Raw genomic sequence first — 20,259 nt, 5'->3', positions numbered from 1 at the left:
TCCTCTGGATGGCATGACTATACGTATCGATGCACGTTTATGCAATCGACTTGGGCTTGGGCAGCATCACCCAGCGGGAGACGACGAAGGTGACCGGGATAGCCGCGGCCGAGGCGAGCAGCGGGGCGAGGCGGCTCCCGGCGTGCAGGACGTCGACGATCACGTACACACCGACGGTCGTGACGAGGAAGTTGGTGACGTTGGTCAGCGGGAACAGCAGGAATTTCCGCCAGGTCGGTCGCGTGCGGTAGGTGAAGCGCGCGTTCAGGAAGAAGGAGCCGACCATGCTGAGGCCGAAGGCGAGCACATGTGCCGCCAGATAGGGCAGCCAGGTGAGAAACAAGAGGTAGAGACAGTAATAGGCGGCGGTGTTGATCACACCGACCAGGCCGAAGGTGAGGATCTGTCGCTTCAAGGAATGAGGTCTTTCGTCCGTTTCACGTCGGTCGCCTTCACCAGGAAGTGCGGACGCTGCTTCACCTCGTAGGAGATGCGGCCGGTGTACTCCCCGATGACACCCAGCATGACCATCTGGACGCCGGCGAGGGCCGTGACGGCGGTGATGATGGTCACATGGCCGGGGGTCTGCACTCCGTGCCGAGCCGGAGGGCGGCGCGCAGCGGCAGCGCGGGCGCGGGCCGAAGGGACGGCTGCGCGACACACGTCGGCGGGCGCCCACGGCGTGCGGTTGACCTGGAGTGCGCTCCACCTCCTAGCGTGGGCGGCGAACCGATCGACCACGACGAACGACCGCCGGACGAGCGGCGGACGGGGACGGACCAGCCGCCATGAGCGAGAGCACCACCAGGGAAGAGCGCTTCGACCACGGCATGGAGGTGCTGCGCAGGGTCGACGGCGAGGCGGGCCGGCGGGTCATCGACTCGCTCTCCGACATCAGCCCCGAGCTGGGGCACCAGATCGTCGCCTGGGGTTTCGGGGAGATCTACGACCGCCCCCAGCTCGCTCCCCGTGACCGCCAGCTCGTCACCCTGGGCATGCTGACCGCGCTCGGCGGCTGTGAGCCGCAACTGGAGGTCCACGTCAACGCGGCCCTCAACGTCGGCCTCGGCCCGGAGCAGATCGTGGAGGCGCTGCTGCACTCCGCCGGTTACTGCGGCTTCCCCAGGGCCCTGAACGCGACCTTTGTCGCCAAGAAGGTCTTCGCCGAGCGCGGACTGCTGCCGGTCGGGCAGCAGCCCACGGACAAGGGTCCGGCTGCTTCTGCCTGATCCGCAGGAAGGTGACGGAGCTCGGCGGGAAGGTGGAAGGTGCACGTGAACTTCGGCGCGACCCCGGTGAAGGCGGAGGACTGCGGGGCGACCGCCGTGGACGTCTCGGTGGGGCCGGAGGTGAGCGAGGTGTGGTGCGTGAGGGACGTGCTCGCCTATTTTGCCGGGCGCTGGCGGGTGGAGCGGAGCGTGCGGGACCTGTCCGGTGGGGACGCGGGGCGCTTCGAGGGCGTCACCGTCTTCGATCCACTGCCCGGCGGCGGGCTGTTGCACCAGGAGTCGGGGCACTTCACGTGGCACGGCGTGACCCGGCCGGCGACGCGGACGCTGCGCTTCCTGCCGGGGCCGGCGCCGGGCACGGCCGACGTGCGGTTCGCCGACGGGCGCCCCTTCCACCACCTGGACCTGGCCTCGGGCCGATACGTCGCCGAGCACCCGTGCGCGGCCGACCTCTACCAGGGCGAGTTCACCGTCCGCGACGCCGGCCACTGGCGCACGGTGTGGCGGGTGGGCGGACCGGCCAAGGACCTGGTGCTGGTCACCGACTACGCGCGCGAAGGCTGAGCGGCGACGGCGTCCAGACGCAGGTTCCAGCGGCCGCCGCGGCCCGAGAGCGTGGTCGTCGACAGCGGGCGCACGTCGATGTTCCAGTACGAGGAGGGCGGGGCCTTCAGGGCGTACACCAGGGCGGCGCGGATCACGGAGGGCTCGGCGACCGCGACGATCCGGCAGCCGTCGTCCACCGGGCGGGTGTCGAGCCAGCCGCCGATCCGGGAGATGAACCCCAGCAGCGACTCGCCGCCGTGCGGGGTGGCGCGCGGATCGGCGAGCCAGGCGTCCACCGCCTGCGGTTCGCGGGCCATCGCCTCGCCCAGCGTCAGTCCGCGCCAGCGGCCCATGTCGCAGTCGCGCAGGGCGAGCTGGACCAGCGGGGCGTAGCCGAGGGCGTCACCGGTGGCCCGGCTGCGCGGCGTCGGTGAGCAGTAGCGCAGTTCGGCCGCGGCCAGCGGCAGCAGATCCCCGGCGACGCGCTGCACCTCGTCCCAGCCGGCCTGGTCCAGCGGCCGGTCGTCCTCGAAGCGCTCCGCGAGCAGCGGGGAACTGCGCGCGGCGGCGACGAACGTCACCCTCAGTGGCATGCGGTGATGGTGAGCCGCGAAGGTGCGCAGGTCAAGGGGTGTTACCTGTCGGTGACCGCAGGTGTGCGCATGCTTACTCGAATGGGTGCACCAGCCACTCATCGGGCCGGTCCAGCGGCTGGAAGCCGAGCTTGGCGTAGACGCCGTGCGCGTCCCGGGTGGCGAGCAGGATGCGGCGCACGCCGTAGCGCCGCAGGTGGTCGCGGATCCGGCCGACGAACGCGGTGCCGACGCCCCTGCCGCGCACGGCGGGGTCGACGTACACGTCGGCGAGCCAGGCGAACAGCGCCCGGTCGGTCACCACGCGCGCGTAGGCCACCTGCTCCCCCGACGCCGTGTCGTAGACACCGAAGTTCAGCGAGGACTCCATCGCGCGCCGGTGCGTCTCGTGCGAACGCCCCTGCGCCCAGTAGGTGTCGGTCGACAGCCAGCCGTGGACCCGGTCGACGTCGACACGGTCGGGGTCGGCGGAGAACTCGTAGCCCTCGGGCAGCTCGGGTGCGTCGCTCATGCCGGAGATCCTCACAGGCCCCGCGGGCCGGCGTCGACCGCATTTCCCCGCAGGTCCAGCAGCGTTGGCGTCAGAACACCTCGTCGCAGGCGGCCCTCAGTCGCCGCACCCCCTCCGCGATCTCCCCGGTCCCCGCGACCGCCGCGAAGCTGACCCGGAGGTGGCCGGCCGGAGGTTCGGCGCTGAAGTAGGGGCGGCCGGGGGTGAGCGCCACGCCGGCGCGCAGGGCGGCGGCGGTCAGTGCCGATTCGTCGGTTCCGTCCGGCAGGCGCAGCCAGAGGTGGTAGCCGCCGGACGGGATGTGCGGGAGCGCCAGTTCGGGCAGGTGGAGCGCGAGCGCGCCGGTCATCGCATCGCGGCGGATCTTCAACTCCGCCGACAGCGCGCGCAGGTGGCGGGGCCAGGCCGGGGAGCCGACCAGTTCCAGAGCGGCCTCCTGCAGCGGCCGGGGGACGAAGAAGCTGTCGACCACCTGGATGGCGCGCAGCCGCTCCAGCACGGGCCCGCGGGCCGCCAGCACGCTCACCCGGAAGCTGGGCGAAGTGGCCTTGGTCAGCGAGCCGACGTGGACGACCACGCCGTCGGTGTCGTCGGCGGCCAGCGGCCGGGGCAGCGGGCCCGCGTCGGCGTGCACGAGGCGTCGTACGAAGTCGTCCTCGACGACGAACGCGCCCGCGGCCCGTGCGATGCGCAGCACCTCGGCCCGCCGCCCGGGGGCCAGGACGGCTCCGGTCGGGTTCTGGAACAGGGGCTGGCAGACGAAGACGCGGGCGCCGGTGGCCCGGAAGGCGTCGGCGAGCAGGTCGGGCCGTACGCCGTCGGGGTCGACCGGCACCGGGACCGGGCGCAGCCCGGCCGCGCGGGCCAGGGCCAGCATCCCGGGGTAGGTGGGCGACTCCACGAGGACCGGGGCGCCGGGCGGGGCGAGGGCGCGCAGGGCGGTGGCGAGCGCCGCCTGGCCGCCGGCGGCGACGAGGACCTCGGCCGCGGTGACGCCACCGCCGATGCCGCGCGCGAACCACTCGCGCAGCTCCGGCAGCCCCTCCAGCGGCGGGCGCCCCCAGGCTCCGGGCCTGCGCCCGGCCCGGGCGAGGGCGGCGGCCATCGCCCGCTCGGGCTGCAGAGAGGGGTGCGGATAGCCGCCGTTGAACTCCAGCACGCCCGGCGGCGGTGCGGCCAGGGACACGGTGACCCCGGAGGCGTCCACGGTGCGCGGCACGAGGTCGGCGGCGCCGTCGGCGCTGAGCGCGACCTCCTGCCAGGAGGTGTCGCCGGCCGGGGGCTGCGGGCTGCCGGGCCGGGCACGGAAGGCGCCGGCGCCGGGCCGGGTCACCACCAGTCCTTCGGCGGCCAGTTGGGCGAGGGCGCGGGAGACCGTCACCGGACTCACCCGGAACCGCTCGACCAGTGCCCTGCTCGACGGGAGCTTTCCACCTGGTGAGTAGCGGTTCAGTTCCCGTCTCAGCTGTTCTGCCAGTTCCCCGACACTGCTACGCTCTTGCATGAGAGCCAGAGTAGCGCTACTGCAGCGAGCCCGATAGCGGTCACCACCGTTCCGACGCAGCATCGGGGTCTCGGCGCCGGACAGGCGGCCCTCGGGGTCGTCGCCTTCTCCCTCACCTTCCCGGCGACGGCGTGGGGTCTGGACAGCTTCGGCCCCTGGTCGCTGGTGGCCGTGCGCAGCGTCCTCGCCGCGCTCGTGGCGGGCGGGTGCCTGCTGGCGCTGCGGGTGCCGCTGCCCGAGCGGCGCCATCTGCCGGGGCTGGGGGTCGTCGGCGCCGGTGTGGTGCTCGGTTTCCCGCTGCTGACCACGCTCGCGCTGCAGACCTCCAGCACCGCGCACGCGGCCGTCGTGGTGGGCCTGCTGCCGCTCACCACCGCCGTCTGCTCGGCGCTGCGCACGGGTCACCGGCCCTCGCGCCGGTTCTGGTGGGCGGCGTCGGCGGGCGCGGCGGCGGTGGTCGCCTTCACGATCGGCCAGAGCGGCGGTGCGCTCACGGCCGCCGACGGCTGTCTGTTCGCCGCGCTGCTGGTGTGCGCGGCCGGGTACACCGAGGGCGGCCGACTGGCCCGGGTCATGCCGGGCTGGCAGGTGATCGGCTGGGCGCTGGTGCTGTGCCTGCCGCTGGGCGTGCCGGGCACCGTGCTGGCGCTGGCCTACGAACCGGTGCACCTGACCGCGCACGGGGTGGCCGGGCTGCTGTGGCTGGCGGTGGGCTCGCAGTTCCTCGGGCTGGTCGCCTGGTACCGCGGGATGGCGGCCATCGGCATCCCGAGGGCCAGCCAGTTGCAGTTGGCCCAGCCGCTGCTCACACTGGTGTGGTCGGCGCTGCTGCTGGGCGAGCGTCTCACGGTGGCCGCTCCGCTGACCGCCGTCGCCGTACTCGTGTGCATCGCCGTCACCCAGCGGTCGTGATCGTGAGGAGGGCCTGCCGATGCGTGCATCCGTGGGCGACCAGCTTGTCCAGCACGGCAGGGTGGTCGGCCAACACGACCAGGTCTCGGAAGTCGTCGAAGTGATGGGGACCGAGGGCAACCCGCCCTACCGTGTCCGCTTCCCGGACGGACACGAGGCCGTGATGTCCCCCGGCCCCGACTGCCAGGTCAGGCACAAGGACGAGGAACAGCGCCTGTAGTTCAGCGCGGGGGTCTCGCCGGCTGCTCGTAGTGGTCGGCGACCACCCGTGCCATCGCGCCGATCGGGTCCGTCGCCACGTCCTTGGCGGCGAAGAACACGTGCCCGCGCACCTGCGGGTGTCCGGCGGCGAGCGTGAGGTGGCGGGAGAGCTCGACCGGGTCCTGCCACGGCGAGGGCTGCCCGGCGGCACCGGCCTTGTAGAGCGCCTCACCGATGTAGAGGCGGGTCCGGGTGCCCCGGGCGACGTCCGCCCACCAGTCGACCAGGGTCGCGTAGTCGGCGGCGGCGAAGCCGATGTGCCAGTACACCTGCGGCACGATGTAGTCGATCCAGTGCTCGCGCACCCAGGTGCGGGTGTCCGCGTGCAGATCGTCGTACGTCTGCACGCCCGCCCGGGTGTCCGAGCCGCGCGGGTCGGTGGTGGCGTTGCGCCAGACGCCGAAGGGGCTGATCCCGAACCGGGTGCCGGGGCGGATCCGCCGGATGCCGGCCGCCATCTCGCGCACCAGCCGGTCGACGTTGTCCCGGCGCCAGGCGGCCCGGCTGGAGAAGTCGCCGCCGTAACGGTCGTAGGCGTCGTCGTCGTCGAAGGTCTGACCGGCCACCGGATAGGGGTAGAAGTAGTCGTCGAAGTGGACGGCGTCCACCGGGTAACGGGCCACCGCGTCGAGCATGGCGCGCTGCACGAAGGCGCGGACCTCGGGCAGGCCGGGGTTGTAGTAGAGCCGGCCGCCGTAGGTGACCACCCAGTCCGGGTGTCTGCGGGCCGGGTGCGAGGCGGCGAGCCGGCCGGGGTCGGCGTGGTTGGCGATGCGGTACGGGTTGCACCAGGCGTGCAGTTCCAGGCCCCGGGCATGGGCCTCGCGCACGGCGGTGCCCAGCGGGTCCCAGCCGGGGTCCTCGCCCTGGGTGCCGGTGAGGTACTCCGACCACGGCTCGTACGGCGAGGGCCACAGGGCGTCCGCCGTCGGCCGGACCTGGAAGATCACGGTGTTGAGCCGGTCGCGGACCGCCCGGTCCAGGTGGGCGGTCAGCTCCGCGCGCTGCTCGGCGGCCGGCAGCCCGGGCTTCGAGGGCCAGTCGCGGTTGGACACCGTCGCCAGCCACACCCCCCGCATCTCGGCGGCACCCCGCCCGTGCCGCCCGCCGTGCCGAGGCCCCCCGTCCGGTGCCGCCGCCGCGCTCTGGGCCGTCGCCAGTGCCGACAGCGCCGCCAGCGCGAACGCGCGCCGTGACATCCGCCCCATCCGCACACCCCCATACGCTCCGGATCCGCACCCTTACGGATCGTTTCGCGCCCCAGGATGCACCCACCCGGGCGATCGATCATCGATACTTGGCGGTAACGTGCACGATCGGAGCAGGCGCCGAACCCGGAGTCCTGCCACAGCCGGACAAAACGCCGGAGAACCAGCGAAGGGGACGATGTGACGGGCATCCCAGCGGGAGACATTGCGCGCGTCGGAGTCGTGGGCTGCGGCCAGATGGGTGCGGGCATCGCCGAGGTGTGCGCCCGCGCGGGACTGGACGTGCAGGTTGCCGAGACCACCGGCGAGGCCCTGGAGATCGGCCGCACCCGGCTGTTCAACTCCCTGTCGAAGGCCGCCGAGCGCGGCAAGATCACCGAGGAGGAGCGGGACGCCACGCAGGCGCGGCTGAGCTTCACCACCGATCTCGGGGAGTTCGCCGACCGCGATCTCGTGATCGAGGCCGTCGTGGAGAACGAGCAGGTCAAGACCGAGATCTTCCAGGTCCTGGACCAGGTGGTGACCCGCCCGGACGCGATCCTCGCCTCCAACACCTCCTCGATCCCGCTGGTGAAGCTGGCGGTCGCCACCTCGCGGCCCGACCACGTCGTCGGCATCCACTTCTTCAACCCGGCCCCGGTGCAGAAGCTGGTGGAGCTGATCCCGGCGCTGACCACCTCCGAGGGCACCCTCGGCCGCGCCCAGCTCTTCGCCGAGAAGGTGCTCGGCAAGCACGCCATCCGCGCCCAGGACCGCTCCGGTTTCGTGGTGAACGCACTGCTGGTGCCCTACCTGCTGTCAGCGATCCGCATGTTCGAGTCGGGCATCGCGAGCCGCGAGGACATCGACAACGGCATGGAGATGGGCTGCGCCCACCCGATGGGCCCGCTGAAGCTGTCCGACCTGATCGGCCTGGACACCATCGTCTCCATCGCCAACTCGATGTACGCCGAGTACAAGGAGCCGCTGTACGCCGCTCCCCCGCTGCTGCAGCGCATGGTCGAGGCGGGCCGGCTGGGCCGCAAGACCGGCTCGGGCTTCTACACCTACGCCTGACCCTGCGGCTGATCCCGCGGCCGACCGCCGTACGCGGGCCCCGGCACCGATCCGGTGCCGGGGCCCGGCCGTTGTCCCGCTACCCGTCGCTCGGACGCATGTGGTGCAGCAGGAGTAACGCGGCCGCCATGTTGGCGGCCGGGACCTCCCCCCGGGCGATCAGGTCGGGGACGACCTTGAGCGGGACCCACTCCCGGCGGTCCGACTCGAAGTCGTCCACCGGAGGCCCGACGTACCGCGCCCTGTCGGACCAGAAGATGTGGTGCCGGGCGTCGGTGAGGCCGTTGGACGGCTCCACCGTCATCAGATGGTGCAGGGGGCCCGGCCGCCAGCCGGTCTCCTCCTCCAGTTCCCGGGCGGCCGCGCTCGCGATGTCCTCGCCGTCCTCCACCACACCCGCGGCCAGCTCCCAGCCCCAGCTGTCGGTGATGAAGCGGTGGCGCCACAGGAGCAGGACCTCCCCCGCCTCGTTGACCACCGTGGCGACGGCGACCGGCCGCAGCCGGATCAGGAAGTGGTCGAGGTGCCGGCCGTCCGGCAGCTCGACATCTGCGAGATTGACGCTGAACCAGCGGTTTTCATACACAGTTTGTTCGTTCTGCTTCGTCCACTGCACGGTTCTGCCACCTTCCGCCGAGTAAGGGGCAATATCGCAGCAGGGGCCGTGCTCCTGCAGTGGGCCTACAGGGGCACGCGGAGCGCGCCGTCGATGAGTTCGGCGGCCTCGGAGGTCCCGGCCGAGCCGCAGCGCACGAGATGCTCGCGCACCGCGCGGAGTCTGTCGCGCAGCCGCTGCGACTCCATCCCGCGGGCCTGCTCCGCCATCTGCACGGCGGTGGCCACCGCCTTGTCGGCGTTGCCCTGGCGCAGTTCGATCGTGCTCAGCATGGCGAGCCGGTGCACCCGGCCGCGGTCGTGCGCCGGGTTGTCCACCGCGGCGGTCGCGTGCTCGCCGGCGGCGGCCAGCTCCCCGAGGCTCAGCAGCGCCTCGGCGACCTGGACGTTGACCAGGCCCGGCTGGACGTAACCGGTCTCGTCGGGCTCGTACCCGCGCCGGATGCGCTCGGCGGCCGTCTCGGCACGGCGGATGCAGGACAGCGCGCTGCTCGCATCGCCGAGATGGGCGTACGCCTTGGCCTGCATCGCGTACAGGTCGGAGGCGAGGGCCGGGGTGATGTGCTTGCCGGCGGCGCGCAGCGCGGCCTCGGCGAAGGCGACGGCCTGCCGGTACTCCCGCATGAACAGCGACTGGTTGACCAGCAGCGCGATGACGTACGCCCCAAGTCCCCGGTCGCCGCTGGCCTTCGCGAGCCGCAGCGCCTGGTGGAAGTAGCGCTGGGCGAGTCCGTGCGCGTCGGAGTCGTACGCGCAGATGCCCGCGATCGCCACCAACCCGCCCGTGGCCCGGTGCAGTTGACGGCCCGTGGCGTCGGTGTAGCTGCCGCGCAGCAGCGGGGCCGCCTCGGCGTTGAGGAAGCCGACGATCCGGCTGCGGGTCGCGACACCGCCCGCCTTGCGGTACATCTGCTCGTAGTGCGTCCGGGCCGCGCGCAGCATCTCGATGTCGGCCGTGGTCACCCGGTGCCGGCCGCCGCGCGAGACGTCCGCGTCCTCGGGCGGGTTCTCCCACTCCCAGACCGGCATCACGGCGGGCGTTCCGGTGACCGCGGGGGCACCGAGGACGTGCGGGCGCTGCTGCTCGTCGGAGCGCCACAGGGCGGTGGCCCGCTCCACGAAGCCCGACAGGGAGCCGGTGTGCGGGGCGCTGGGCTCCCCCGGCACGCCCAGGCCGATGTCGTCCAGCGTGACCGTGCGGTGCAGCCGGGCGGCGAGCACCTCGCAGATCAGGTCGGGCGCCTGGCCCCGGGGCCGCTGTCCCTTCAGCCACCGGGCGACGGCGGTGTGCTCGTAGCGGAGCGTGAGGCCCCGTTTCCGGCCGGCCTGGTTGACGTGGGCGGCAAGACCCGCGTGGGAGATCCCCGCCTCGTCCAGGATCGCGTCGAGAAGAGTGTTGGGCTGCATGGATGCCCCCCGGGTGGCCTGGTGCGGTCAGCGTAGTGGCTCTGCGTTCACACGGGGTGTGAACGGAGTGCGCGCATCCGTGCTGTGCGCGCGCTGTCGCGGAGAGTGGCGGACCGGTTGACTGAAATGCCCGGCCAAGCCGCCGGCTCCCCCTCAAAAAGCGGTGGCTTGGCCGGGGTACGCCTCCTGGGGGTGCCGCGCGCCGGGGCAGGACAGCCCCGCCCTTCCTCGGTCGTTCCGCAGGACCAGGACCGCCACGTCGTCCGCCGGTCTGCCGGAGGTGTGGTGCAGCAGGGCGGTGAAGACCGCGCGGAGCACCCTCTGCGGAGTGGCCGGGTGGGTGCGCACGGCCTCGCGCAGGACGGCCGGGAGGGAGAAGAACCGGCCTCGGGCATCCCTGGCGTCCTCCGCTCCGTCCGTGAACAGGACCAGGGACTGGCCGCGGAGCAAGTGGCCGCGGTGCTGGTCCTCCAGCTCCGCCGGGAGCGGGAAGGGGCCGAGCGGCGGGAGCGGATCCGCCTGGCTCAGGGGCTCGACGGTCGTGCCGCTGAGCAGGTACGGCCAGGGGTGACCGCAGTTGAGGGCGCGCAGGTCGCCGTCCCTGCCGATCTCCAGAAGCAGGACGGTGACGAACTCCTCCGCGACCGGCGGGCCCGGGTCCCGGCCGCTCGACGGATGGTCGGCGCGGGAGCGCTCGCGCAGATGGCGGGCGTGGGCCCGTTCCAACCGCCTCAGCACCCGGGTGAGTTCGGCCTCGTCGTGGGCGGCCTCGCGGAAGCTGCCGAGGACGGCGGCGACGGTGCCGAGGGCGTCGAGGCCGTGGCCCCGTACGTCCCCCATCAGCACGCGGACGCCGTGCTCGGTGGCGACGGCCTCGTACAGATCACCGCCCACCGCCGCGCCCCGGTCGGCGGACACCTGCGCGGCGGCCATGTTCAGCCCGTCGAGCCGGGACGGCAGCGGCCGCAGCAGCACGCGCTGGGCGGCCCCGGCGACCCGGCGGGCCTGCCGCAGTTCCCGCAGCAGGGTCTGGCGGACATGGAGTATCAGTCCGGTGCCGGCCGCGAGGAACAGGGTGGGCAGGACGGCTGCCCGCGCGGTGGGTGCCCGTGCCTTGATGCGGATCATGCCTCTGGTCCCCCATGTGGGCCCTGACAGAGAGACGGACCGACCCCGAAAGGCCGGTCCGATTCTGTCGACGGCATGACCCGGGTGGGTCAGATCGTCCCGGTTTCCCACCCGAACGAGTGAGGCAACCGAAGCCGGCCTGCATTTATGCAGCCGGCAGGGCGGCAACGCGCCCCATGGGGGGCGCGTTGCACACCGGCGGCGACTAGCCCCGCAGTACCGCTCCGGTCCGCTCACCCGCGAGCGCGACCGCCGCGTCCCGGGCGGCGGACGCCTCGTCCACGGTCAGCGTGCGGTCGCCCGCCCGGAACCGCAGCGCGTACGCCAGCGACTTCTTCCCGTCACCCAGCTGCTCCGCGTTCTCGTACACGTCGAACAGCCGGATCGACTCCAGCAGCTCACCCGCGCCCTCGCGCAGCGCCGCCTCGACCTCGCCGGACGGCACCGGCTTGTCGACGACGAGGGCGACGTCCTGCGTGGCCACCGGGAACGTGGAGATGCTCGGCGCCTGCGGGAGGCCGTCGCCCGCCGCCTCCAGCGCGTCCAGGTTCAGCTCCATCGCACTGGTGCGCTCGGGCAGCCCGAGGGCCTTCAGCACCCGCGGGTGCAGCTCGCCCGCGTGGCCGACGACCCGCTCGGCGCCGTCGGCGACGACCACCAGCTCGGCGCAGCGGCCGGGGTGCCACGGACCGTACTGGCCCTTGCGGACGATCAGCTCGGCCCCGGTCTCCCGGGCGACGGTCCGCGCGGCCTCCACCGCGTCGGCCCAGTCGGCGGGGCGGCCCTTGCCCCACCAGCCGGCCTGCTCGCGGGCGCCGGCGAGGACGACGGCGACGTGCCGCGGCTGCTCGGGCAGCACTCCGCTCAGCGAGGCGATCTCCTCGTCGGTGGGGCGCCGGTCGACGGGCAGGTGCGCGGCGACCCGCTGTTCGTCACGCGGGTGGAAGACCAGCCCGGTCTCGAACAGCGCCAGGTCGTGCGAGCCCCGGCCGTCGTTGCGGCGCAGGGCGCCGAGCAGCCCCGGCAGCAGCGTCGTGCGGAGCGCGGGCTCCTCGTCGCTGAGCGGGTTGGTCAGCTTCACGACGCGGCGGGCCGGGTCGTCCGCCTCCAGGCCGAGCTGGTCGAAGACCTGCTCGCCGATGAAGGGGTAGCTGGGTGCCTCGACGTAGCCCGCGCCGGCCAGCGCGCGGCCGGTCCGGCGGTGCAGCCGCTGACGATGGGTCAGGCCGCGGCCCGAGGGGAGCCGGGGCAGCGTGGAGGGCAGGTTCTCGTAGCCCTCCAGGCGGATGACCTCCTCGGCCAGGTCGTTGGCCTCGGCGAGGTCGGGCCGCCAGGACGGCACCGTGACGATCAGCTCGTCCTGCCCGTAGACGTCGCAGCCGATCTCCTGCAGACGGCGTACGACGGTCTCACGGCCGTACACCACGCCCGCGACCTTGTCCGGGTGGTTCGCCGGGACGGTGATCGTGTGCGGCGCGGAGGGCGCGCTGATCTCCGTGACACCGGCCTCGGCCGTGCCGCCCGCGAGGAGGACCAGCAGGTCCACGGTGCGCTGCGCGGCGGCCGCGGCGGCCTGCGGGTCGACGCCCCGCTCGAACCGGCGGGAGGCCTCGGTGGACAGCTTGTGACGGCGGGCGGTACGCGCGATCGAGACCGCGTTGAAGTGGGCGGCCTCGATGACCACGTCGGTCGAGGCGTTCGCCCCGTCCAGGGTGGCCTCGTGGTCGGCGATCTCCGTGTTCGCGCCGCCCATCACACCGGCGAGGCCGATCGGACCGCGCTCGTCGGTGATGACCAGGTCCTCGGCGTGCAGCGTGCGCTCGACGCCGTCGAGGGTGACGAGCTTCTCGCCCTCCTCGGCCCGGCGCACGCCGATCGTGCCCTGGACCAGGTTGCGGTCGTAGGCGTGCAGCGGCTGGCCCAGCTCCATCATCACGTAGTTCGTGACGTCGACGGCGAGCGAGATCGGGCGCATGCCGACCTTCTGCAGGCGGCGCTGCAGCCAGATCGGGGAGCGCGCCTCGGGGCTCAGGCCGGTGACCGTGCGGGCGGTGAAGCGGTCGCAGCCCACGGGCTCGGAGACCTGGACCGAGTAGCCGAACGCGTTCGGGGCCGGCACGTCCAGCAGGGCCGGGTCGCGCAGCGGCAGGCCGTAGGCGATGGCGGTCTCGCGGGCGACACCGCGGATGGACAGGCAGTCGCCGCGGTTGGCGGTGACGGCGATGTCCAGGACCTCGTCGACCAGTTCGAGCAGCTCGATGGCGTCCTTGCCGACCTCGGTCTCCGGCGGCAGCACGATGATGCCGTGGGTGCCGTCGTCGCCCATGCCCAGCTCGCCGCTGGAGCAGATCATGCCGTGCGAGACCTTGCCGTAGGTCTTGCGGGCGGCGATGGAGAAGCCGCCGGGCAGCGTGGCGCCCGGGAGCACGACGACGACCTTGTCGCCGACGGCGAAGTTGCGGGCGCCGCAGACGATCTCCTGGGGCTCACCGGTGCCGTTGGCCCGGCCGACGTCGACGGTGCAGAACCGGATCGGCTTCTTGAAGCCCTCCAGCTCCTCGATGGTCAGCACCTGGCCGACGACGAGCGGGCCCTTGAGGTCGGCGCCGAGGTGCTCGACGGTCTCGACCTCGAGCCCGGCCGAGACGAGCTTCTCCTGGACGTCGCGGCCGGTTTCCGTCGCCGGCAGGTCGACGTACTCCCGCAGCCAAGAAAGCGGGACCCGCATCAGATCTCCATCCCGAACGGCCGGGTGAACCGGACGTCACCCTCGACCATGTCTCGCATGTCCTCGACGTTGTGGCGGAACATCAGCATCCGCTCGATGCCGAACCCGAAGGCGAAGCCGCTGTACTTCTCCGGGTCGACGCCGCAGGCGGTCAGCACCTTGGGGTTGACCATGCCGCAGCCGCCCAGCTCGATCCAGCCTTCGCTGGAGCACGTGCGGCAGGGCCGGTCGGGGTTGCCGACGGACTCGCCGCGGCAGACGTAGCACACCATGTCCATCTCGGCGGACGGCTCGGTGAAGGGGAAGAAGTTCGGCCGGAGCCGGGTCTTCATGTCCTCGCCGAACAGCGACTGGACCATGTGGTCCAGGGTGCCCTTGAGGTCGGCCATGGTCAGGCCCTCGTCGACGGCGAGCAGCTCGACCTGGTGGAAGACCGGGGTGTGCGTGGCGTCCAGCTCGTCGGTGCGGTACACCCGGCCGGGGCAGATCACGTAGACCGGCAGCTCGCGGCTGAGCAGGGAGCGGATCTGCACGGGCGAGGTGTGGGTGCGCAGGACGACGCCGGACTCGGTGCCGCCGCCCCCGCCCTGCACGAAGAAGGTGTCGGCCTCGCCGCGGGCCGGGTGGTCCGGGCCGATGTTGAGGGCGTCGAAGTTGAACCACTCGGCCTCGACCTCGGGGCCCTCGGCGACCTCGTAGCCCATGGCCACGAAGACGTCCTCGATGCGCTCCGAGAGCGTGGTCAGCGGGTGCCGGGCGCCGGCCGGGACGCGGTTGTAGGGCAGCGTGACGTCGACGTCCTCCTCGACGAGCACGCGGGCGTCCCGCTCGGCCTCGAGCTCTGCCTGGCGGCCGGCGAGCGCCTTGTTCACGGCGCCGCGGGCCATGCCGACGCGCTTGCCGGCGTCGGCCTTGGCGTGCGGGGGCAGGGCGCCGATCTCGCGGTTAGCGAGGGCCAGCGGTGAGGCGGGGCCGGTGTGGGCGACCTTGGCCTCGTGGAGCGCGTCGAGGGAGTCCGCGGCGGCGAAGGCGGCGAGCGCCTCGTCCCGCATGCGCTCGATCTCTTCCGGTTTCAACGCCTCGACCTCGACAGGGTCGTACGACTTATTGGGTGCCGACATCTCTTCCCGTGCTTCCGATTGGCTGGCGGATGGTCCCCGTCACCGACTCTGAGCCCACTGTGGCTCGCTGCGGGCCGCGTGAAGGACACAAAGGTGCCAAAGGCCGAGTCTAACGGGGTGGCGGAATGCGAATGCGCCCGTGGGCCACTACGCGAGATACGCGGGGGCCGCCACGGGCAACGTAAATCGGAACTCGGCGCCGCCGCCGGGGGCGCGGCCGACCGTGATGGTGCCGCCGTGGGCCTCGACGATGCCCTTGACGATGTAGAGCCCGAGGCCGGTGCCGCCGCGCTTGCTGCCCCGCCAGAAGCGGGTGAAGACGCGGTTCATGGACTCCTCCGGGATGCCTGGCCCCTCGTCGCTCACTGTGACCGACGTGCCGGTTTCCTCGCCCTCGCGCGGGGACGGCGTGGGCGTGACGTCAATGGTGACGGTTCCCTCGCCGTGCCGCACCGCATTTTCGAGGAGGTTGCTGAGCACCTGGTCGATCTTGTCGGGGTCGGCCCACAGGGAGGGCAGCGGCTGCTCGATGCGCAGCAGGAAGCGGTCGGCGCGCTGCCCGGCGGCCACGTAGGCCTGGATGTGCCGGCCGACGGCCGCGCCGATGTCGACGGGCTGCCGCCGCACCTCCAGACGGCCGGAGTCGATGCGGGAGATGTCGAGCAGCTCGGCGATGAGCCGGGTGACGCGGTCGGCGTCGGCGTCGACGGTCTCCAGCATCAGGCGTTTCTGGTCGTCGGTGAAGCGTTCCCACTTGGCCAGCAGTGTGGCGGTGAAACCCTTGACGGAGGTCAGCGGGGAGCGCAGCTCGTGGGCGACGGTGGCGATCAGCTCGGCGTGACTGCGCTCGGTGCGGCGCCGGGCCTCGGTGTCGCGCAGGGAGACGACGACGCGCTGGACGGGTCCGAGCGGTGCGCCCCGCACATACCGGGCGGAGACCAGCACCTCCCGGCCGCCGGGCAGCAGCAGGTTGCGCTCGGGCTGCCGGGTGCGGATCGCGAGCCCGCCGTAGGGGTCGGTGAGCTGCCACCAGCGCCGCCCCTCCAGGTCCTCCAACGGCAGCGCCTTCTCCAGCCACTGTCCGAGGGCGTCGGCGGCGCGGACGGCGGTGATGCGCTCGGCGGCGGCGTTGAAGCAGACGACACGGCCGTCCTCGTCGGCGACGACCAGTCCGTCGGGCAGCTGGTCCGGGTCGAGGCCCGTCTCGTCACGATGCCGGGACACGGCCGTGTGTCCCGCGTCCGGTCCCCCCGGCGCAGCGCTCGTGCCGGCCACCCTCATCCCCGTACCCCACCTCTCAGACGGCGCAGGGCCCCGAGCTGGCCACCTTACTAGCTGTCGGTGACGGAGCGGCACCCTCCGGAGGCGCGCTGTGCGCGGGCCGACGCGTAGAGACATACGGCGGCGGCCGTCGCCAGGTTCAGGCTCTCGGCCTTTCCGTGCAGGGGCACGCGTACGACGGCGTCGGCGAGGGCGCGGGTCTCCTCGGGCAGCCCCCAGGCCTCGTTGCCGAACACCCAGGCGGTCGGCCCGCCCATGGCTCCCCTGTCCAGCTCCTCGTCCAGATCGCGGTCCCCGGCGCCGTCGGCGGCGACGACCCGCACACCGGCGTCCCTCAGCCCCCGGACGGCCTCCGCCACGGGCACCCCCACGGCGACGGGCAGATGGAACAGGGAGCCGACGGAGGCCCGTACCGCCTTGGGGTTGTACAGGTCGACGGAGGCGTCGGTCAGCACGACCGCCTCGGCACCGGCGGCGTCGGCGCACCGCAGCACCGTCCCGGCGTTGCCCGGGTCGCGCACGTGCGCGAGCACGGCGACCAGCTTCGGCCGGGCGGCGAGGACGTCCGCGAACGGCGTGTCCAGGAACCGGCAGACCCCGACCAGGCCCTGGGGGGTGACGGTGGTGGAGATGTCGGCGATGACGTCCTCGGAGGCGAGGTGCACCCGGGCGCCGGCGCTGCGGGCCTCCCCGACGATGTCGGCGTACCGCTCCGCCGCCTCGACGGTCGCGAACAGCTCGACGAGCGTCGCCCCGCCCTCGGCACCCCGGTGCCCGGCGGCCTCCCGCACGGCCTGCGGCCCCTCCGCGAGGAACAGCCGCTCCTTCCCCCGGAAGTTCCGCTTGGCCAACCGCCGCGCAGCACTCACACGCGCGGACCGGGGGGAGATCAGCTCGGGGCTGACGGGGGACATGGTCTCTTCCTTAGCAGTTCTGGTGCCGCCACTTTCTTCTCCGCCGCGACGGTGCTCAGCCACCACGGCGCTGTCCGGCGGTGCCGGACGAAGCCGCACCACACAGCAACGGACCCGCAGGCACGAAGCCCACGGGTCCGAATCGCACCGGCCTGGAGCGGCGCAGCGTCACGCGGCCTTCGGCGCGTTGACGTCCGACGGCAGCGCCTTCTGCGCGACCTCGACGAGCGCGGCGAACGCGTTCGCGTCGTTGACCGCCAGCTCGGCCAGGATCTTGCGGTCGACCTCGACGTTCGCGGCCTTCAGACCCTGGATGAAGCGGTTGTACGTGATGCCGTTGGCGCGGGCAGCGGCGTTGATGCGCTGGATCCACAGCTGGCGGAAGTCACCCTTGCGCTTCTTGCGGTCGTTGTAGTTGTAGACCAGCGAGTGGGTGACCTGCTCCTTGGCCTTGCGGTACAGGCGCGAACGCTGACCGCGGTAGCCGGAGGCCTGCTCGAGGATCGCCCGGCGCTTCTTGTGGGCGTTGACTGCCCGCTTGACGCGTGCCACTTGTTAACTCCTTGTAGCGGGGTCGTGGGGGTCCTCACACGACCCGGAAACGATTGGGTCCCGGTCCAGACGTGCGGCGCTCAGGGCGCCGGGCGTCACTTGCCGAGAAGCTTCTTGATCTTCGCGGCGTCGCCCGGGGCCATCTCGGCGTTGCCGGTGAGGCGGCGCGTCACGCGGGACGACTTGTGCTCGAGCAGGTGGCGCTTGCCGGCGCGCTCACGGAGCACCTTGCCGGAGCCGGTGACCTTGAAGCGCTTGCTGGCACCGCTGTGCGACTTGTTCTTCGGCATAGCGCCGTTCTCTCCTCGTCGGTGGCGCTCCGGTGCCCGGTCGGGAAAACCGGGCACGGTGGAGCGTCGCTCTTGTTTCGGTTACATCCTGGGGACGCGGGTCCCCCGGGATCACGCCTCGGCAGGCTCCTCGGACGGTGCCTGAGCCTCGGCAGGGTTCTGCGACTTACCGGGGTTCGCCTTCGCTTCGGCCTTGCGGGCCTCCTGCGCCTGACGGGCCTCGGCCATCGCCTCGGTCTTCTTCTTGTGCGGACCGAGGACCATGATCATGTTGCGGCCGTCCTGCTTCGGGTTCGACTCCACGAAGCCGAGGTCCTGGACGTCCTCCGCGAGCCGCTGCAGCAGCCGGTAGCCCAGCTCGGGCCGGGACTGCTCGCGACCACGGAACATGATCGTGATCTTGACCTTGTCGCCCTGCTTGAGGAACCGGACGACGTGACCCTTCTTGGTGTCATAGTCGTGCGGGTCGATCTTCGGCCGGAGCTTCATCTCCTTGATGACCGTGTGCGCCTGGTTCTTGCGCGCCTCACGGGCCTTCATGGCCGACTCGTACTTGAACTTCCCGTAGTCCATGAGCTTGCACACGGGCGGACGGGCGTTCGCCGCGACCTCGACCAGGTCCAGGTCGTACTCCTGCGCAAGCTCCAGTGCCTTGGCCAGGGGGACGATGCCCACCTGCTCGCCACTGGGACCGACAAGTCGCACCTCGGGAACGCGAATCCGGTCGTTGATGCGGGGCTCGGCGCTGATGGATCCTCCTCGGTAGCACCACGCGACGGTCTGGCGGACAGCCGCGTACGTCTGTTTTCGTAAGACCTAACCGCGCCGAAGCAGAAAAAATGCCCCGGACGATCACAGGCGGGGCTCCCATGCACAACCGGAGCACCGCCGCGATGCCGCGGGGCGCGCTTTCGGGCGACTCCATCGTCCGTACGGAACGATGGTGGCCGCCTGACCGGGTGACCCGCCGTCCCGGGGGACGGTCAGGTGGGAGATCGGAGCCTCCACTTGTGGGCCGGACACAGCGATGTCCGGCCGGTCGTCCACCAGATTAGCAGGAACGCTTGACAAGGGCGAACCGGAGACCGCTTGACAAGGCTCGCCCGAGCCGGGTCCGGGCGACCGCTTATGGTGTGGGGCATGAGTGAGACCCCTCCTGAGACCCCCGACTTCGACGCGATGACCCGGGACATCGCCGAGGTCCCCGCCGTCGAGGTGATCGTGACGGTCGCCGTCAACCTGATGAGCGCCGCCGCCGTGAAGCTCGGGCTGAGCGAGGAGGGCGCGAAGTACAAGGACCTGGACGAGGCCCGCAAGCTGATCAGCGCGCTCGCCGGTCTGCTGGACGCGAGCGCGACCGAGGTCAGCTCCTTCCACGCGGCCCCGCTGCGCGACGGCCTGAAGTCGCTGCAGCTGGCCTTCCGCGAGGCGTCGCTCGTCCCGGACGAGCCGGGCCAGGGGCCGGGCGAGAAGTACACCGGCCCGGTCTACGGCTGACCCGTCTCCTTCACGAAGAGGGGCTCGCCCGGAGGCGTCGTCCCGGCCGGCAGCACTGCCAGGTCGAGACCGCGCACCAGGCGGGCCCTCAGCGTTTCGTCGGCCGCGAGGCGCTGGGCGACCGCACGGGCCGCCTCGGCCGGTGCGGCGGCCGGGTCCAGGACGAGGGCGAGGGTGCCGTCGGCCCGGCCGGGCCCGAGGTGGGCGCGCAGCACGGCGGGCTCCGCCGCCACCGCCGTCCGCACGGCGTCGACCACCGCCGGGTCGGCGAGCGGGTCGGTGCTGGTGCGGCCCTCGGCGAGGGCGAGCAGCGCCGCGCCGGTCAGCTCGAAGGGCACCGGTCCGGCCAGGTCCAGCACGACCGTGTCCGCCTTCTCGTGCGCGGCGGCCTGCAGCGCCTGGTGCAGGGGTACGGCGACCGGGCGGGCCTGCGGGTCCCAGCGGGCGAGGGAGTCGGTGGAGGTGAACGCGGGCAGGGCGGTGCGGCCGCCGGCCTTCAGGGTCGGTACGGCCATGTCGCTGGTCTTCTCGCGGCGCAGCCCCTTCTCGTCCTCCTCGACCTCGCCGAGCACCGCGACGACGGGCACGAGCAGCCGGGCGCCCTTCAGCGCCGCCAGGACGGGCTGCACGGCGGCGCGGTCCTCGGCCCAGGCGGCGAGCGCGGCGCTCAGCCGGGGGTCGGCGGAGCCGTCGTCGTCGGAGAAGCCGGGGTCGGGAATGTTCTTCGTCTCCACGGTCACCGACCCTATAGCGGGTGCGCCGCCGGGTTTCTCCTGGGACGCCGTCGCCCGTCGTCGCCCTCGCCGTCGTGGCCGTCGGCGGGGTCACCGCGGGCGGCACCGTCCACGTGAAGGCGCGGACGCTGCCGGGTGCCGGGACCGTATCGTGGCGGCGGCGCCGTCGGCC

22 protein-coding genes and 1 pseudogene are annotated in these 20,259 nt (G+C 72.4%); 6 read left to right on the top strand and 17 right to left on the bottom strand.

Annotation, left to right across the window (positions count from 1 at the left end):
• Positions 1-37 precede the first annotated feature (37 nt).
• Positions 38-415 (bottom strand): GtrA family protein, encoded by a 378-nt coding sequence (locus ACZ404_RS03480; protein WP_468435589.1) that lies wholly within the window; start codon positions 413-415, stop codon positions 38-40.
• Positions 412-597 (bottom strand): annotated as a pseudogene (locus ACZ404_RS03475) (glycosyltransferase); the annotation flags it as partial. The gene ACZ404_RS03480 and the pseudogene ACZ404_RS03475, both read right to left, overlap by 4 nt.
• 191 nt (positions 598-788) lie before the next feature.
• Here ACZ404_RS03475 and ACZ404_RS03470 point away from each other — a divergent pair.
• Together ACZ404_RS03470 and ACZ404_RS03465 are read left to right on the top strand one after the other, a co-directional pair.
• A complete protein-coding gene (locus ACZ404_RS03470; RefSeq protein WP_468435588.1) occupies positions 789-1,229 on the top strand; it encodes a carboxymuconolactone decarboxylase family protein in 441 nt (146 codons plus the stop codon).
• A 120-nt stretch (positions 1,230-1,349) separates the two neighbouring features.
• On the top strand, positions 1,350-1,793 hold the full coding sequence (locus ACZ404_RS03465) for a DUF6314 family protein (RefSeq protein WP_468435854.1): 444 nt from the start codon (positions 1,350-1,352) through the stop codon (positions 1,791-1,793).
• Here the strand turns inward: ACZ404_RS03465 and ACZ404_RS03460 are convergent.
• From ACZ404_RS03460 to ACZ404_RS03450, 3 genes are all read right to left on the bottom strand, one after another.
• Positions 1,775-2,368 carry a histidine phosphatase family protein gene (locus tag ACZ404_RS03460; RefSeq protein WP_468435587.1) on the bottom strand — a complete coding sequence of 198 codons (594 nt, stop codon included), beginning with the start codon at positions 2,366-2,368 and terminating at the stop codon, positions 1,775-1,777. The two genes, ACZ404_RS03465 and ACZ404_RS03460, sit on opposite strands and share 19 nt — an antisense overlap.
• 73 nt (positions 2,369-2,441) lie before the next feature.
• The gene (locus ACZ404_RS03455; RefSeq protein ID WP_468435586.1) at positions 2,442-2,879 is read right to left on the bottom strand and encodes a GNAT family N-acetyltransferase; all 438 of its coding nucleotides are present in this window, start codon (positions 2,877-2,879) and stop codon (positions 2,442-2,444) included.
• A gap of 70 nt (positions 2,880-2,949) precedes the next feature.
• Positions 2,950-4,383: an aminotransferase-like domain-containing protein gene (locus ACZ404_RS03450; protein ID WP_468435585.1), complete on the bottom strand. Its 1,434-nt coding sequence runs from the start codon at positions 4,381-4,383 to the stop codon at positions 2,950-2,952.
• On the opposite strand from ACZ404_RS03450, the gene ACZ404_RS03445 reads away from it, so the two are divergent.
• A complete protein-coding gene (locus ACZ404_RS03445) occupies positions 4,378-5,295 on the top strand; it encodes a DMT family transporter (protein WP_468435584.1) in 918 nt (305 codons plus the stop codon). The genes ACZ404_RS03450 and ACZ404_RS03445 overlap by 6 nt on opposite strands.
• Positions 5,296-5,314: 19 nt before the next feature.
• Positions 5,315-5,515: a DUF1918 domain-containing protein gene (locus tag ACZ404_RS03440; protein ID WP_468435583.1), complete on the top strand. Its 201-nt coding sequence runs from the start codon at positions 5,315-5,317 to the stop codon at positions 5,513-5,515.
• 1 nt (position 5,516) lies between these two features.
• On the opposite strand, the gene ACZ404_RS03435 is transcribed toward ACZ404_RS03440, so the two are convergent.
• Entirely contained in the window at positions 5,517-6,764 is a 1,248-nt protein-coding gene (locus tag ACZ404_RS03435) for a glycoside hydrolase family 10-like protein (RefSeq protein ID WP_468435582.1), read from the bottom strand.
• A gap of 180 nt (positions 6,765-6,944) precedes the next feature.
• On the opposite strand from ACZ404_RS03435, the gene ACZ404_RS03430 reads away from it, so the two are divergent.
• The gene (locus tag ACZ404_RS03430) at positions 6,945-7,820 is read left to right on the top strand and encodes a 3-hydroxybutyryl-CoA dehydrogenase (protein ID WP_468435581.1); all 876 of its coding nucleotides are present in this window, start codon (positions 6,945-6,947) and stop codon (positions 7,818-7,820) included.
• Between the two features lie 79 nt (positions 7,821-7,899).
• Here the strand turns inward: ACZ404_RS03430 and ACZ404_RS03425 are convergent, their stop codons facing one another.
• The 10 genes from ACZ404_RS03425 to infC all read right to left on the bottom strand — a co-directional run bounded on the left by ACZ404_RS03425 (position 7,900) and on the right by infC (position 18,606).
• Positions 7,900-8,436 carry an NUDIX hydrolase gene (locus tag ACZ404_RS03425; protein ID WP_468435580.1) on the bottom strand — a complete coding sequence of 179 codons (537 nt, stop codon included), beginning with the start codon at positions 8,434-8,436 and terminating at the stop codon, positions 7,900-7,902.
• 65 nt (positions 8,437-8,501) lie between these two features.
• Entirely contained in the window at positions 8,502-9,842 is a 1,341-nt protein-coding gene (locus tag ACZ404_RS03420; RefSeq protein ID WP_468435579.1) for a transcriptional regulator, read from the bottom strand.
• 153 nt (positions 9,843-9,995) lie between these two features.
• On the bottom strand, positions 9,996-10,970 hold the full coding sequence (locus tag ACZ404_RS03415; protein ID WP_468435578.1) for a PP2C family protein-serine/threonine phosphatase: 975 nt from the start codon (positions 10,968-10,970) through the stop codon (positions 9,996-9,998).
• Positions 10,971-11,175: 205 nt separating this feature from the next.
• Positions 11,176-13,698, bottom strand: coding sequence for a phenylalanine--tRNA ligase subunit beta (gene pheT / locus ACZ404_RS03410; RefSeq protein WP_468435577.1), 2,523 nt, complete (start codon positions 13,696-13,698; stop codon positions 11,176-11,178).
• Positions 13,698-14,819, bottom strand: a complete 1,122-nt coding sequence (pheS, locus tag ACZ404_RS03405) for a phenylalanine--tRNA ligase subunit alpha (protein ID WP_468435576.1) — start codon at positions 14,817-14,819, stop codon at positions 13,698-13,700. The genes pheT and pheS overlap by 1 nt, the downstream gene beginning before the upstream one ends.
• 147 nt (positions 14,820-14,966) lie before the next feature.
• Positions 14,967-16,100: a sensor histidine kinase gene (locus tag ACZ404_RS03400; RefSeq protein ID WP_468435575.1), complete on the bottom strand. Its 1,134-nt coding sequence runs from the start codon at positions 16,098-16,100 to the stop codon at positions 14,967-14,969.
• A gap of 50 nt (positions 16,101-16,150) precedes the next feature.
• Positions 16,151-17,014 carry a TrmH family RNA methyltransferase gene (locus ACZ404_RS03395; RefSeq protein ID WP_468435574.1) on the bottom strand — a complete coding sequence of 288 codons (864 nt, stop codon included), beginning with the start codon at positions 17,012-17,014 and terminating at the stop codon, positions 16,151-16,153.
• A 168-nt stretch (positions 17,015-17,182) separates the two neighbouring features.
• Positions 17,183-17,566 carry a 50S ribosomal protein L20 gene (rplT, locus tag ACZ404_RS03390; protein WP_006141703.1) on the bottom strand — a complete coding sequence of 128 codons (384 nt, stop codon included), beginning with the start codon at positions 17,564-17,566 and terminating at the stop codon, positions 17,183-17,185.
• A 95-nt stretch (positions 17,567-17,661) separates the two neighbouring features.
• A complete protein-coding gene (rpmI, locus tag ACZ404_RS03385; protein ID WP_004933563.1) occupies positions 17,662-17,856 on the bottom strand; it encodes a 50S ribosomal protein L35 in 195 nt (64 codons plus the stop codon).
• A 111-nt stretch (positions 17,857-17,967) separates the two neighbouring features.
• Entirely contained in the window at positions 17,968-18,606 is a 639-nt protein-coding gene (infC, locus tag ACZ404_RS03380; RefSeq protein WP_468435852.1) for a translation initiation factor IF-3, read from the bottom strand.
• A gap of 390 nt (positions 18,607-18,996) precedes the next feature.
• On the opposite strand from infC, the gene ACZ404_RS03375 reads away from it, so the two are divergent.
• Complete coding sequence (locus tag ACZ404_RS03375; RefSeq protein ID WP_468435573.1) at positions 18,997-19,353, top strand: DUF1844 domain-containing protein; 357 nt, start codon at positions 18,997-18,999, stop codon at positions 19,351-19,353.
• Here ACZ404_RS03375 and ACZ404_RS03370 read toward each other — a convergent pair.
• Entirely contained in the window at positions 19,344-20,087 is a 744-nt protein-coding gene (locus ACZ404_RS03370; protein ID WP_468435572.1) for an SseB family protein, read from the bottom strand. The two genes, ACZ404_RS03375 and ACZ404_RS03370, sit on opposite strands and share 10 nt — an antisense overlap.
• Between the last annotated feature and the right edge of the window lie 172 nt (positions 20,088-20,259).

This window comes from Streptomyces sp. NPDC030798 (assembly GCF_055572275.1).
The sequence above is the reverse complement of the archived record's forward strand: the minus strand, read 5'-3'. Positions and strand labels throughout refer to the sequence as shown.